13 protein-coding genes and 2 tRNA genes are annotated in these 13632 nt (G+C 56.7%); 6 read left to right on the forward strand and 9 right to left on the reverse strand.

Features of this window, described 5'->3' with window-relative positions; all coding sequences use genetic code 11:
- Positions 1 to 390 precede the first annotated feature (390 nt).
- The 3 genes from deoC (at position 391) to aroA (ending at position 4514) form a co-directional block, all read left to right on the forward strand.
- Positions 391 to 1170 carry a deoxyribose-phosphate aldolase gene (gene deoC / locus GWR55_RS07890; RefSeq protein ID WP_162401778.1) on the forward strand — a complete coding sequence of 260 codons (780 nt, stop codon included), beginning with the start codon at positions 391 to 393 and terminating at the stop codon, positions 1168 to 1170.
- A gap of 83 nt (positions 1171 to 1253) precedes the next feature.
- Positions 1254 to 3131, forward strand: coding sequence for a SpoIIE family protein phosphatase (locus GWR55_RS07895; protein WP_162401779.1), 1878 nt, complete (start codon positions 1254 to 1256; stop codon positions 3129 to 3131).
- Positions 3132 to 3197: 66 nt separating this feature from the next.
- Positions 3198 to 4514 (forward strand): 3-phosphoshikimate 1-carboxyvinyltransferase, encoded by a 1317-nt coding sequence (aroA, locus tag GWR55_RS07900; protein WP_162401780.1) that lies wholly within the window; start codon positions 3198 to 3200, stop codon positions 4512 to 4514.
- Here the strand turns inward: aroA and GWR55_RS07905 are convergent.
- Genes GWR55_RS07905 through miaB form a run of 3 tightly spaced genes read right to left on the reverse strand, consistent with a single transcriptional unit; the run spans position 4483 to position 7562 of the window.
- Complete coding sequence (locus GWR55_RS07905) at positions 4483 to 5622, reverse strand: glycosyltransferase family 9 protein (protein ID WP_162401781.1); 1140 nt, start codon at positions 5620 to 5622, stop codon at positions 4483 to 4485. The genes aroA and GWR55_RS07905 overlap by 32 nt on opposite strands.
- Before the next feature lie 39 nt (positions 5623 to 5661).
- Entirely contained in the window at positions 5662 to 6186 is a 525-nt protein-coding gene (locus GWR55_RS07910) for a bifunctional nuclease family protein (protein ID WP_162401782.1), read from the reverse strand.
- Between the two features lie 2 nt (positions 6187 to 6188).
- On the reverse strand, positions 6189 to 7562 hold the full coding sequence (gene miaB, locus GWR55_RS07915) for a tRNA (N6-isopentenyl adenosine(37)-C2)-methylthiotransferase MiaB (RefSeq protein ID WP_162401783.1): 1374 nt from the start codon (positions 7560 to 7562) through the stop codon (positions 6189 to 6191).
- A 498-nt stretch (positions 7563 to 8060) separates the two neighbouring features.
- On the opposite strand from miaB, the gene GWR55_RS07920 reads away from it, so the two are divergent.
- The gene (locus GWR55_RS07920; protein ID WP_162401784.1) at positions 8061 to 8927 is read left to right on the forward strand and encodes a class II fructose-bisphosphate aldolase; all 867 of its coding nucleotides are present in this window, start codon (positions 8061 to 8063) and stop codon (positions 8925 to 8927) included.
- Between the two features lie 67 nt (positions 8928 to 8994).
- On the opposite strand, the gene GWR55_RS07925 is transcribed toward GWR55_RS07920, so the two are convergent.
- From GWR55_RS07925 to GWR55_RS07950, 6 genes are all read right to left on the reverse strand, one after another.
- Positions 8995 to 9783 (reverse strand): TylF/MycF/NovP-related O-methyltransferase, encoded by a 789-nt coding sequence (locus tag GWR55_RS07925; protein WP_162401785.1) that lies wholly within the window; start codon positions 9781 to 9783, stop codon positions 8995 to 8997.
- Positions 9784 to 9975: 192 nt separating this feature from the next.
- Positions 9976 to 10052, reverse strand: a tRNA-Glu gene (locus GWR55_RS07930).
- 25 nt (positions 10053 to 10077) lie between these two features.
- Positions 10078 to 10154, reverse strand: a tRNA-Glu gene (locus GWR55_RS07935).
- 91 nt (positions 10155 to 10245) lie between these two features.
- Entirely contained in the window at positions 10246 to 10521 is a 276-nt protein-coding gene (locus GWR55_RS19425) for a DUF507 family protein (RefSeq protein WP_162401786.1), read from the reverse strand.
- Positions 10518 to 10796 (reverse strand): DUF507 family protein, encoded by a 279-nt coding sequence (locus GWR55_RS19430; RefSeq protein ID WP_162401787.1) that lies wholly within the window; start codon positions 10794 to 10796, stop codon positions 10518 to 10520. The genes GWR55_RS19425 and GWR55_RS19430 overlap by 4 nt, the downstream gene beginning before the upstream one ends.
- 51 nt (positions 10797 to 10847) lie before the next feature.
- Positions 10848 to 11198 (reverse strand): ferredoxin, encoded by a 351-nt coding sequence (locus GWR55_RS07950; protein WP_162401788.1) that lies wholly within the window; start codon positions 11196 to 11198, stop codon positions 10848 to 10850.
- A 95-nt stretch (positions 11199 to 11293) separates the two neighbouring features.
- Between GWR55_RS07950 and GWR55_RS07955 the strand changes: the two genes are divergently transcribed.
- Both GWR55_RS07955 and recJ read left to right on the forward strand, forming a co-directional pair.
- Complete coding sequence (locus tag GWR55_RS07955; RefSeq protein ID WP_162401789.1) at positions 11294 to 11758, forward strand: hypothetical protein; 465 nt, start codon at positions 11294 to 11296, stop codon at positions 11756 to 11758.
- Between the two features lie 17 nt (positions 11759 to 11775).
- A complete protein-coding gene (recJ, locus tag GWR55_RS07960; protein WP_238398714.1) occupies positions 11776 to 13596 on the forward strand; it encodes a single-stranded-DNA-specific exonuclease RecJ in 1821 nt (606 codons plus the stop codon).
- Positions 13597 to 13632: the final 36 nt, after the last annotated feature.

Below are 13632 nucleotides of genomic sequence, written 5' to 3' on the forward strand. Positions count from 1 at the left end.
TCGCCTTTTATTCGCTATAATGTACTGAAGCGAGTGATCCCAGGAGCGATAGCTCACGTGAAACCTCTGCCAAACCGTTGTTAGACATAAGCCTTTGATTGGAATGGAGATAGATGGTGCCAATCGTGAAAGATCAGATTGATATACTGATCAATAGGTGTGCCCCGGGAAGTTCCCGGGGCTTCTTGTATTTTTAAGTCGTTTCCTATGAACGATTTTCCTGTAAGCATTTTACTTTGAATATTTTAGCTATCAGGCGCCTCCCCGAGTCTTGCTATTCGCAAGACCTTGCACAAAACACCGGAGGGACGCGATGAGTAAGGATCAGCCAGTCCTGCTCTTCGTGTGATAGAAACAGACCGCGCTGGTATATCGGCCGTAAGGAGAAACATGAGCAGCAGCCTGACGCAAACAGAATCGCAGACTTTCAACTCAACCAGCTTCGCGCAACAGGCGCTCTCTTCTCCTCAGAACCTCGCCGCCGTCCTCGATCACACTCTGCTGAAACCTGATGCCAATCGCTCCCAGGTCCTCCAACTCTGCCACGAAGCTGCAGAACACCGCTTCGCCTGCGCGATGGTCAATCCCGTCTGGGTCCAGACCGCAGTTTCTGCACTGCAGGGCACGGGCGTCCCCGTCGGCGTCGTCGTGGGTTTTCCTCTCGGCGCTACGCTCTCCCCCTCCAAGCGTGACGAGACCGCGCGTGTGCTCAAGCAAGGGGCGCACGACATCGACATGGTACTCAATGTCGGTTTGCTCAAAAGCGCAACTCCAGCTGACTATGAGCTGGTCAAGCAGGACATCCGCGGCGTCGTTGAACTCGCCCATGGCAATGGAGCCATCGTGAAGGTTATTTTGGAAACCTGCCTGTTGACCTTCGAAGAAAAGCTGCGGGCCTCAGAGCTTGCACTCTCTGCAGGAGCCGACTTTCTCAAAACCTCCACTGGCTTCTCTACCGGAGGAGCCACCGTAGATGACATCGGGCTTCTTCGGGGAGTCGCAGGCTCGCGCGCCGGCGTCAAGGCATCCGGGGGCATCCGCTCACTCGCCGACGCTTCGGCCATGCTTCACGCTGGAGCATCGCGCATCGGAGCCAGCGCCAGCGTTAAGATCGTCAATGAGCTCTCCGGCCAGGAGGCGGCTTCCAGCCCTTCCAACGGCAGTTACTGAAGGAGTACCGGTAGAACCGGAGGAACTCCCGCAGGAAAACCGCACGCCTCTCACCTTCGTCAGTAGTATCATCGGCTCTTCGTATGTCTACGGCCAACAAACAGCGACGCGGAACCTCTCCCCCCACCGCGCCTCCCAGCGAGGCCGCACCCGAGAACGCCTTCGAGGGGGACTACAGGCCTCGCTCCGAAGAGACGCCTCAGACAACGAATATCCGCGTCGATCCCGTTCATCAGGTCGAATTTCTTCATTCGCTTGCCGATGCCCTCAACACCACGCTCGACCTGAACACCCTGATGCACCGTGTCGCAGACCTCGTTCGCGCCGTCATCGATTACCGCATCTTCGCCATCCTGCTGATTAACGACCGCACCCAGGAGCTCTGGATGCGCTTCCAGATCGGCCATACGCCTGAAATCGAACGTACCCGCCTGAAGATGGGCCGCGGTATCGTCGGCCAGGCTGCCCTGCAGCGCAGAAGCCTGCGAATCGACGACGTCACCCAGGAAGAGCACTACATTAATGCCAATCCCGAGGTGCGCTCGGAGATGGCCGTCCCGCTGATCGTAAAAAATCGCGTGATCGGCGTCTTCGACATCGAATCCGAAATTCCCGCCTACTTTACGGAACAGCATCAGCGGCTGCTTGAACTGGTCGCCTCCCGCGTCGCCATCGCAGTCGAAAATGCGCGCCTTTATACCCGCGTCTCCCGCCAGGCGCAGACGCTGGCTGTGCTTAATGAGATCTCACGCGAGATCACCAGCATCCTCGACCTCGACGACCTTCTGGAGCGCATCGGTCAGTTGCTGAAACGGGTCATCGATTATCAGATGTTCACCATCCTGCTGTGGAACGATCGCACTCAGCAGTTTGAGCACCGCTTCTCTTCCCGCTACGGCGAGCGGATCAAGCGCGACCGCACCGTAGCGCTAGGTGAAGGCATCATCGGATCGGCCGCGGAGCTGCGAGAGTCCATCCTCGCGCCGGATGTCCGCAAGGATTCGCGGTATCTCGCAATCAATCCCGAGACGCGTTCCGAGCTGACCGTCCCCCTGATTTATAAGGGCCAGGTCATCGGCGTCATCGATCTTGAGCACACACGCGTCAACTACTACAACGAGGACCACCAGCGCACGCTCTCCACACTCGCTGCACAGGTTGCGATCTCCATTGCGAACGCTCGGCTCTACCAACGCATTCACGAGGAAGAACAGCGCATGGAGCGCGACCTCGAGATGGCCCGGCAGGTGCAGTTGCGCCTGCTTCCACCCCAGCCGCCGAAGATGGAGCGGGCAGAGTTCTCTGCCCAGTTCGTCGCTGCCCGCTCTATTGGCGGCGACATCTACGATTTCCTCGACTACGGGTCCGGCCGAGTTGCCATCGCCGTCGGCGATGTCAGCGGAAAGGCGGCTCCAGCCGCACTCTATGCGGCACTCGTCAGCGGAATCTTGCGCTCGCTCGCCGCACAGCAATTGTCGCCGGCGGCCCTGCTCTCCGCGCTCAACGACCAGCTGCAGGAACGTCGCCTCGACTCGCAGTACGTGACGATGCTGGTCGCCATCTGGGACGACTCCAACCAGACGCTCCAGATCGCCAACGCAGGTTCGGTGCAGCCTCTCTTCGTCTCGCTGATCTCCAGTAGTTCCCGAACCACCGTCGAGGTGAAGACCATCAAGGCCGAAGGATTTCCTCTGGGTCTCTTCCCCGATGTGCAGTACGAAGAGTTCACGATCTCGACCCGGACAGGCGATCTCCTTGTCTTCTTTTCCGATGGCATCCCCGACGCTGAAAACGCAAAGGGCGATATGTTCGGGACCGAGCGCCTTGCGAAGGTATTGAAGGCGCAGCGTCAGCCCACCGCGGCCTCCACGGTCGACGCTATCCTCAAGGCTGTCTCCGACTTCCAGTCGGGCACCGAGCATTTTGACGACGAGACGGTCGTGGTTCTGCGCGCGCTCTAGCCTTCCATCTCTTGACCGCCGCCACTCATATACCAGGCTCGGGAAAGAAAAGGTAGGATAGAGGAGATGTCCTCCACAATCGCTCCGTCAAACGCATCGACTACCCAGATTGTCCGTCCCGCCCGCAGCTTTCAGGGCTCCGTCACTGTTCCGGGTGACAAATCAATCTCGCATCGCTATGCCATGCTTGCCGGCCTGGCCGAAGGAACGACGCGTCTCAGCAACTTCTCGACTGGCGCGGATCCGCACTCAACCCTGGGTTGCATGGAGGCGCTCGGCGCCAGAGTTACGAAAAACGGAACCAGCATCGAAGTGACGGGCACAGCGGGAGCATTTCAGCAGCCAGCCTCTGAGCTTGATTGTGGCAACTCCGGCAGCACTATGCGCATGCTGGCCGGTCTGGTCGCGCCGCACCCAGGTACCTTTACGATGATCGGCGATCACTCGCTGACGATGCGGCCGATGGAACGCATTCGCAAGCCTCTCTCCACGATGGGAGCACGGATCGACCTGGTAGATGGTCACGCCCCGATGGTCATCCACGGCGGCCCGCTGATGGCGATCGATTTTGAGACTCCCATCCCGTCCGCTCAGGTTAAGACCGCCGTGCTCTTCGCCGGTTTGCAGGCCGAAGGAACAACCAGCCTCTCAGAAGCTGTCAGGACCCGCGACCACTCCGAACACGCCTTGAAGGCATTCGGGGCCACCCTGACGCGGATCGGGGAACGGTTGAGCATCCCCGGAGGACAGAAGCTTAAGGCCATTGAAGCCACCGTTCCCGGAGACATCTCCTCGGCGGCGTTCTTCCTTGCAGCCGCCCTGCTCTTCCCTGACTCCAACCTTGTTCTCGACTCTCTCGGAATGAATCCGACGCGCGCGGCGCTTCTGGATGTGATCACCACCCTCGGCGGAAGAATTAAGGTCCTGACGGTTGAAGAACATCATGGTGAGACGATCGGAACGATTCAGGTCAACCGTTCCTCCGAGGGCCTGAAAGGTGCGGAGATCAGCGGTGCGCTCTCGGCCCAGTTGATCGACGAGCTTCCGGTTATTGCGGCGATCGCACCCTACACTCGCGAAGGGGTCGTCATTCGCGACGCCAAGGAGCTGCGTATCAAAGAGTCCGATCGCATTGCGCTGGTGGTAAAGAACCTGCGTGCGATGGGTGCTGAGGTGACGGAGCTTGAGGACGGCATGATCGTTCCGGGCAACCAGCAACTTCATGGAGCAGAGATCGATTCGGGCAGCGACCATCGAATTGCCATGGCATTTTCGATCGCGGCTTTGCGTGCTTCGAGCGAGAACGTGATCCACGGAGCGGAAGCCGCAGCAATCTCCTTCCCAGAGTTCTTCACTTTCCTTGAAGAGCTTTCGCAGCGCTGAGCCGCAACCGCTCTTCGCCGAAGCGGGCGAGCAGATCCTCCAGGGCACTTGTCACATCATCAACGCTAACCTCATCGATGATGTAGTCCGGTGGCGCCGTTGGCAGATCCGCATTTTTAAAGATGCGGAACCGTTCGTTATTCACTGGCAGCCATTCAATTGGCGGAGACCAGGCAGGGGCAATCACAACCATCGGAAGCCCGGCAGCGCGGCCGATGTGGAGCGGCCCGGTATCAAGCGTCAGACCCACTGTGCAGAGACTCATCAAGGCCGTGAGCTGCGGCAGGTTCGTCTGACCGGCTAGATTTACCGTCGCGAATGACAGACCGCTTCGCAACTCCTCAATCGCCTTCGATTCCGCAGTCGTTCCGATGAATATGATCTGTGCATCATGGCGGTCCTTCAGATAGGCTGCTGCTTTCCGAAAGCGCTCCGGGCGCCAGCTCTTGCGTTGGGTCACGCTGGTCTGGGTAACAAAGACGGCTACCGGCTTTGAGAGATTCACGCCGGAGCCTGCCAGCAGCTCCAACGCAAACCCTTCGTCCTGCTCGCTGAAGAAGATCCTCGGTTCTACATGCGGAGCCGCGTGACCAAGCGCCTCCGCGATACGCAGATTATTGGCAATCTGGCTGCGCGCTTTATCGAACTCCAGCGGTATGCGATAGAGCGCAGGCTGAACTGCAAAACCCACGCGGCTTGACGCTCCACTCAAGACTGCCTGCAAGGTAACTCGCATTCGCTCATTTCCGAGGGGAAAGAGGGTCGCGAACTTCTGGTTGCGGAAGGGGAACTGCCGACGCAACAATTGGACCGACGACTTAAGATCGCTGATCGGGTTGGGCGTCACCACAAGGTTCTCGATGTTGGGATTGTTCCTGAGCGCCTCCACGGAAAACCCACTGGCCACAACGGTAATTCTGGCAGCAGGAACAGCACACTTCAACGCACTGAAGAGTGGCGTCGTATGAATCACGGTTCCCAGTGCGGGCGCATGCTGGAAGACAATAAAGTTTTCTATCTCATGGAAACGCGTCGATCTCCCTATTCCGCTCTCAAGCGCCATGACACCTGCACACGCAGTCCCTTTAAGCTTGTTAATCAGGCTCAATCTCTTGATTCCTCTGAAAAGAAGGCGTATTCGACGAGATTACATCTTATAGCGGCCCATCTCATCGTCGTTCAGGTTTTCGAGCCATCGGCGCATCTCATCTGCATTGATGGACTGATTGCCGGACGCGGCTTGACGCGAATTCTCGAGCACGTCGCGGTTGACGAAAATAGGACAATCCCACCGCAGCGCAAGAGCGATGGCATCGGAGGGTCTGGCGTCCATCGCGACCGTCTCCCCCGCTTGATCGAGCCAGATGACGGCGTAGAAGGTATCGTCACGAAGCTCGGAGACAACAACCTTGCGGACCTCAGCATTGAGGTTGCGTGCCATATTACGAAGCAGGTCGTGCGTCATGGGCCGAGGTGTCGCCGTCTTTTCCAGCTCCAGAGCAATCGCATTGGCCTCAAAGATTCCAACCCAGATCGGAAGCACCAGATCGCTGGCGATGTCCTTTAGGACGACGATTGGCATGTTGGTCACCGGGTCCATCATCAAACCGCGAATTTGCATCTCCACTTCGTCCGGGGTGTGCGCAACCGTCTTGGTTTCCTGTGTGCTCATATTCAGTTGAGTACGACGAAAGGTTGAGGCTGCCGGGTGGCCTGAACGGGTACAGCTCCCGAGACCGCCTCGCCGACCAGGCAGTTGGGCATCGTGCGGGTGATGTAGATAGGGAGATAACTCCCGATAGGCGGCTGAGCAGCTCCCGCAGGGACGGTAAAGTTGACGGTCTTGTTCTGGGAGGACCGGCCGACGATCTGCCCGCGCGCGGAATTGTAACTTTCGATCATAACCTCGATTGTCTGATCGAGATGACGGCCATAGTGTTCCCGCTGAATCTCACGCTGCCGGTCGTTCAGGATGCGCAGTCGTTCGGACTTGACCTCATCGGGAATCGTGTCGGGCATGCTGAGCGCCGGCGTGTTGGGACGAGGCGAAAACTTGAAGGCAAAGACGCTGTCGTAGCGCACCGCATCCAGCAGGGTAATCGTCTCTTCGAAATCGGCATCTGTCTCCCCTGGAAACCCAACGATCATGTCGCTCGAGATGCTGATGTCACGTTTGGCCGAATGAATCCAGCTCATGCGCTCCAGGTACCAGTCGCGCGTGTATTCGCGGGACATTGCCCTGAGAACCGTAGATGAGCCCGACTGTACCGGAAGATGGATGTGATCACAGAGCGTCAGCGTCGCATCGATCGCCTCAACGATGTCACGCGTAAAGTCGCGCGGATGGGAGGTGGTGAAACGAACGCGACGGATTCCCGAAATGCTTCCGACAGCGGTCAGGAGCTCGGCGAAGCTCATACGGTCAGAGGGATCGCGCCAGGAGTTGACGTTCTGGCCGAGCAGTTGGATGTCGGTAAAGCCCTGATCGGCCATGCGCCGGGCCTCGACCAGTACCGAGGCGGAGGTTCGGGAGCGCTCTTTGCCGCGCGTGTACGGGACGACGCAATAGGCGCAGAACTTGTCGCACCCTTCGATGATGGTGATGTAGCCCCGATGGGGATTGGATCGAACTGTGAACTCGGTATCGAAGGTCTCGTCCGTCTGGCGGTCGTCCAATCCCGTGATTCGTTTTTCGCCCGCCTCTAGTCGGGCAAGCATCTGCGGCAGATTGCGGTAAGACGCTGAACCGGCAACAAGGGAGACATAGGGAGCGCGCTCGAAGATGCGCTCCCCCTCCTGCTGAGCGACACAGCCGATCACGGCAAACCTCTTGCCGTTGCGATGCATGCGTTTGTACTCGTTCAGGCGGTGAAAGACCTTCTGCTCGGCCTTGTCCCGGATAGAACAGGTGTTATAGACAACCAGCCCGGCCTCATCCTCATCGGCGACCTGAATATACCCCTCGTGCTCCAGCGTACCGATGACCTTCTCCGAGTCATGGGCGTTCATCTGGCAGCCAAAGGTTTCAATGTAAAACGTCTTGCTCACTTGAACAGTATAGCGTTCCACTCGAAGCGACTAGTGATGTCGAGCAGGCGTTGTTTCCCATTAAACCTTCGCCTTTATTTACCATCATTAAATCTATAGTAATCAGACATTTGCATGTAAATTTGAGAGTTTCAATTCAATTTGACACTCGGCTCGGGATCTTCCGCCAGACAACAAAGCCAGACAACAGATGAGATATGCCTCGCAGGCTTTTGCATCCTTGTCGGTGAAAAGCCCTCTGGGACGCCGCCTCTTTTGCTACAAGATATGCAATCAGCTGCTCTACAGAGATCCCAAACCACCATCGTCCATTCCCGGGAACCGGGACGTACAGTAGTAATAGCCAGAAGTAGGAATGACGATGCGAGAGCGACACCCTTGTGGCATAACAAGCCGTGACTCTTTCGCCAGCGGGAAATTGCCCCTTATGAAACAAACTGATGTTCTTATTTTGCTGATGAAGAGAAGCTGAGAACAGTACCGACGAAAGGTCGCACCATGAAGCAACTACTGGAGATTTATCGGGAAGCGGAGAAGAAGGGAGTGGCCGTAGGCCATTTTAATGTTTCAGATCTGACGGCCCTGACAGGCGTGGTGACTGCGGCGAAGGAATTAGCCGTACCCGTTGTGATCGGCGCTTCCGAGGGCGAACGAAAATTCCTTGGGGATCGTCAGCTCTCGACCTTGGTAAAGAGCTACCGGGACGAGACCGGCTTACCTATCTTTCTAAATGCCGATCACACCCATTCGCTTGAAAGTGCGGTAGCGGCGGTAAAGGCGGGTTTCGATTCGGTCGTGTTCGACCTCTCCGCGCTTCCGTTTGAGGAAAATATCCGAAGGACGAAGGAGGCTGTTGAGGTTCTTAAGAAGATCAACCCGGAGTTCCTTATCGAGGGAGAGATAGGTGACATTGGGACAGGATCACAGATTCACGACACCATACCCGACCTTTCGAAGGGATTGACGACGCCGGAAGAGGCCAGGAAGTTCGTCGAGTCCACGGGCGTCGATATTCTGGCCCCCGCAGTCGGCAACATGCACGGCATGGTAGCGAGTATGATCCAGGGAAAAGAGAAGAAACACCTGGACCTCGCAAGAATTTCCCAGATCAAAGAGGCTACCGGCTCATTCCTTACGCTTCATGGAGCATCGGGAACCAACGACGATGATCTTCGAAACTGCATCAAAGCCGGAATCACCGTAATCCACATCAATACCGAGCTACGGGTAGCCTGGCGCCAGAGTCTCGAACAGTCGCTGGCGGAACATAAGCAGGAGGTTGTGCCCTACAAGATTCTGCCACCCGTTATCGACGCTATCCGACAGGTCGCCAATTCACGGCTGAAACTCTTCAATAATCTCTAACTTGCGAAGAGGCGATCCCCAGAGAATGGGCTTGTGACGGTTCCTTCTTTGGTACGACTGCGAAAAGCTATTTGATGAAATAGGAGATATAGGGATCGAGGTTCATGCGTTGGAGTGGAACTGTACCAATATCTACCGTTTCCCGTAGTGCAGTCGTTTCTCCGGGATATTCTCCACAGTTGAGTTCATCAAAGGCCACAACTCCTCCCTTTACCACTCGCGGAAGAAGATATTCCAAAGCGGCTTTTGTTGGTTCGTACAGGTCGAAGTCGAGATAAAGCAGACTAATCAAAAGATGCGGATTAGCATCTACGTATTTCTTGATCGTCTTGGTTGCATCTCCGCCGACGAGCTCTACTTTGGGGATATGACCGATAGGTCGATTCGAATCGTGAATCGAGATAAGGTCCCTTAGCTCTTTTTCAATTGAATCGTGAGTGCTATATGCACCGACGTGAAGGTTCTCTGAAGTTCCAGCATCCTCAAGGTGAAGGCTGGGAAATCCGGTAAATGTATCGAATCCGATAATTCTACGGGTATGATTGTAAGGTTCCATGGACGCGGAAAAGTGCATCCAGCCCATTAGACCTCCCCCAGCAAAGACACCACATTCCACGATGCTTCCGTTTGCACCCTGAGCCAGCTTGAAAAGTTCATAACGCGTCAGAAACCGGGCAATATCCTGGCGCCTTGCAAATTTGGCGAAATTGGAGAGACGAAGAGCAACAGGGGTGCGGGACTCTGAAAAAGCCGTTTCTAAACGATCTACAATGCCCACTTCTTTTTGCGTATGTTTCGCTGGGTGAAGCCCTAAAGCAGACATATTCGCAGATAATTCATGCCCGGTTGCGTTCATGCTCAGCATCCTAGCGTCTCTAATCTCTGCAAAGCAAGGCTATTTGATCTTGCCAATAAAGAGCCGGGCCACCGAATTGAATACGTATCCCATACCTGCTCGCCCGCCTATCAGACTTCGTTGCGCTGAAGCACATTACTGTGCCCTTTGGAACCAAACTCTTTCAGAGCACTGCCATTCATCGCAAAAATTTGGTAGCGCCAACGGGGATCGAACCCGTACTCTCAGCCTTGAAAGGGCCGCGTGTTAACCATTTACACCATGGCGCCAAGGCTTCGATTGGATTGAAGAGCTTGGTAGCGTTACCGGGGCTCGAACCCGGACTCTCCGCCTTGAGAGGGCGGCGTGTTAACCAGTTACACCATAACGCCAGAAAACAAGATTGCAGGAGGCTGTTCTCTCCAGCCGACTTCTTACTGAGTATATCGTAGGCGGTGTGAATCGCCAAGAAGAAGCGCGGAATTAAAGACCGAGCCTTTTGACCTCGTCGTTGTAATACTTGCGATAAAGGATGTCCCACTCCTGGGATCCCTCGAGGATGATCTTCCGCTGCGAGGCGATCTTCTGGCGTGCCGCAGCATCAATCTTCGTCTCCTCGGTCAGCAGCTTTTCGAGCGCCTTGCGGGATTCCTGCCGGATCGTATTGCGGTCCTCGAGGAAGTCGCACTCCGGAATCTCGGCCAGGGTGTCCGCTACGGTATGAGCGAGTTTATTGACTTTGTCGCGGGAGATTCTCACAGCACCGCCTTGTACTTACGAGCCAGTTCGTTTTTTACCTTCTTGAACATCTCCGGGTAACTTGCCCCGGTTTTGCGCATGTCATCCTGGAAGGCTTCGAGGATGACCCGGACCTCATCATTGATGCGATCCTCAAGCGAAAGCTCCTCGATCAGAGCGGCAGCGACACGCTCTTCCACCAGAGCCAGCTTGTCAGTCTGGATCATCTTCTGCGCTATGAGGTGTTTGACGGTCTGGCGCGCCAGATAACCTACGTAATCCTTAGAGAAGATCATTGGTTTAACGTCGAATATAACATGCGGCAATCTGACCGCCCCTGGGAACGCCTAAGGCCGGTGCGGGCAGTGCTCGCTGTTGATGCAGGACTCCGAGAGCCGAAGCCGTTTGACAGGATTTCCCTGAACAAGGTGTTCCCGGACGATCTCCTCTACATCATTAACATGGACGCCGCCGTACCAGACCGCATCCGGATAGACCACAACGACGGGGCCATGTTCGCACTGGTCAAGGCATCCGGACTCGTTTGCCCGCACCTTATGCTTAAGGCCAGCTTCCTTGATGGCGTCCTTGAAAGCTGACTTCAGCTTCTTGCTTCCCCGGGGCAGGCAACTGGGACGGGAGGCTGTGGCATCCCGCTCGTTGGTGCAGATAAAGACATGGTGTTCAAAGACAGGCATTTTAAGGTTGGATTCTTCCGGCCAGACAAGGATGCACAGGCAAGGCCCGTAAACAATGTTCCCTCAAGCCGGCTTTTTGAGACAATAGCATCTCGATGCATCCCGATAATCTCATCTCGCTTAAAGACGATATGGTGGCCTTTATCGTAGGCCACGGCCTGCGCAGAATGAATGGCTACGTCTCCGACGAAGTTCCGTCCGTGATCTTTGAAGAGGAGAATCCTGACGGCTGGAAGGACTTTGTGGAGCTGGCCAAGGCATCCGGCGCTCCCTTCCTCACGATGAGCGAGGCTGTGCTTGAGAAAGCTGATCTTGCCACGCTGATCGAGGAGATCCGCGACCAGATGTATCCCGATGATGAATCCCCTGAGGTGGAAGACGCAGAGAAGCTGCTGCGTCATGTGGGCAAGATCGGATACCTGCAGCTTGGATTTCCCTGCCAGGGCGTCATGTTCCTGTTTGAGGTGGCAACGGATTGGTATGACCGTTTCCAGGACTTGATGGAGACGGTGGGAGATCTTGGCAGTATTGTCGTGGATGATCGCGATAACGAAGACTGAGCGGGAGCAGGTAAGGGTTGACCACCAGTCAGATAGCACCAGTGCGGGAGTGGGCGACGAGCACTGTCGATGAAGCGGTCGTGCGACAGGTCATGTCGTGGACCGGATGCCCGCATGGAATCGCGCAGCTCCTGGTATCGCGTGGTTTTCTGGACGAACCGGCAGTAAAAGCGTTTCTCTCGCCATCGCTTACCGATCTGATCGACCCGATGCAGATGCACGGGATGGAGAAAGCGGTAGCTCGAATCCGCCAGGCAGTCCAGTGCTCCGAGCCCATCCTGATCTACGGGGACTACGACGTCGATGGCACCACCGCCACAGTGCTGTTGAAGACTGCAATCGAGCTCAGCGCTCCCAAGGGGACTCCGGCGATCGTGCGATACCACGTGCCGCATCGCATTCGTGAAGGATATGGGATGCGCAGCAGCGTGCTGGCCGAGGCCGCGGCTCAGGGAATCCGCCTGGTCATCAGCGTCGATACGGGAATCCGTGCATTCGCCGCTGCAATCGAGGCAAGGGCTCTGGGTCTTGACCTGATCGTGACGGACCACCACCTTCCAGACGATGCGCAGGGCGTTCCAGAGGCGCTGGCGGTGGTCAATCCGGCGCAGACGATGTGCGGCTATCCGTTCAAATCGCTCTGCGGAGCCGCGGTGGCTTTCAAGCTGTCGCATGCCATTCTGCGGGACGGTTGTACAAACGAGGCGGAGCTAAGGCGCTTGGAGGAAACGCTGGTGCCATCCTTCCTGAAGCTGGTAGCAATTGCCACCATCGCCGATGCAGTTCCTCTGGAAGGGGAAAACCGTGTGCTGGCCGCTGTTGGACTGCGCGAACTGCGCAATCCTGTCCAGCCGGGCCTTCGCGCCTTGATGGAGGTCGCGCAAATTCCGCTGGACCGCTCTCCCAGTGCGTTTGAGGTCGCTTTCCGGATTGCGCCGCGCATCAATGCGGCGGGCCGCATGGACGTGGCCAGTGATGTGGTGGAACTGTTTCTGACGCGCGATCCTGCACGGGCCCGCGAACTGGCCACCAGACTGAATCACCTAAATGAAGAGCGCAAGAACACCGAAGCGAAGGCGCTGGAGACGATTCAAAAGCGTTTGGAGGAGATGCGAAGCGACGATGGCGGCTTCCCTGCGGCCTGCTTTGTGATGGACGATCCCGAGTGGCATCGTGGAGTCCTGGGCATCCTGGCCTCAAGAATTGTCGACCGTACCGGGCGACCGGCCCTGGTCCTGACCCATGAGGATGGCGAAGCTCACGGATCCGGAAGATCGGTTCCCGGCTATCACCTGTTGGACGCAATTACGGCAGTTCATGACGAGGATGGCTCGCTGTTTACGCGATTTGGAGGCCATGCCCACGCTGTAGGATTCTCACTTCCTTCCGAGCGCGTCCCCCTGTTGCGCGAGAGGCTGGAACGCCATAGCGCGGCAGCTCTCGATCGGGACATGCTGGTGGCGTCCGTGGAATATGACGCCGAGGTAAAGCTGTCAGAAGTCGACATGAAGTTCCACCAGTGGGTGGAGCGATGCGGTCCGTTTGGCATGGGAAACCGCGAGCCGGTCTTCGTAAGTCGCGGCGTCAGGTTGGCTGCGGAGATACGCGTCCTCAAGGACCGGCATGTGCGCCTCGAACTTCTGAATGGCGAAACCCGGTTCAACGCGCTGGGCTGGAGCAGGAACTCTACAGCGTGGCCTGAGCTCTGCCGTCAGTTCGATCTGCGCTCGGGAAGCATCGTGGATGTCGCCTATCGTGTGCGAGCGCGAAATGACGCTTGGCACGTCGGGGTGGAACTCGAGTTGGTTGGCCTGCACCCGTCTGCGATTGAGTTTTGACGCTACGTTAATCGAACACGTGCGGTGCGAGGTGTG

The sequence above is a fragment of the Edaphobacter sp. 12200R-103 genome (assembly GCF_010093025.1).
Lineage (GTDB): Bacteria > Acidobacteriota > Terriglobia > Terriglobales > Acidobacteriaceae > Edaphobacter.

What these genes read in the sequence shown, in the direction of transcription:
- deoC (WP_162401778.1), top strand. Translation starts at nt 391, where the DNA reads ATGAGCAGCAGCCTGACGCAAACAGAATCGCAGACTTTCAACTCAACC.
- GWR55_RS07895 (WP_162401779.1), top strand. Translation starts at nt 1,254, where the DNA reads ATGTCTACGGCCAACAAACAGCGACGCGGAACCTCTCCCCCCACCGCG.
- aroA (WP_162401780.1), top strand. Translation starts at nt 3,198, where the DNA reads ATGTCCTCCACAATCGCTCCGTCAAACGCATCGACTACCCAGATTGTC.
- GWR55_RS07910 (WP_162401782.1), bottom strand. Translation starts at nt 6,186, where the DNA reads ATGAGCACACAGGAAACCAAGACGGTTGCGCACACCCCGGACGAAGTG.
- GWR55_RS07920 (WP_162401784.1), top strand. Translation starts at nt 8,061, where the DNA reads ATGAAGCAACTACTGGAGATTTATCGGGAAGCGGAGAAGAAGGGAGTG.
- GWR55_RS07925 (WP_162401785.1), bottom strand. Translation starts at nt 9,783, where the DNA reads ATGAACGCAACCGGGCATGAATTATCTGCGAATATGTCTGCTTTAGGG.
- GWR55_RS19430 (WP_162401787.1), bottom strand. Translation starts at nt 10,796, where the DNA reads ATGATCTTCTCTAAGGATTACGTAGGTTATCTGGCGCGCCAGACCGTC.
- GWR55_RS07950 (WP_162401788.1), bottom strand. Translation starts at nt 11,198, where the DNA reads ATGCCTGTCTTTGAACACCATGTCTTTATCTGCACCAACGAGCGGGAT.
- GWR55_RS07955 (WP_162401789.1), top strand. Translation starts at nt 11,294, where the DNA reads ATGCATCCCGATAATCTCATCTCGCTTAAAGACGATATGGTGGCCTTT.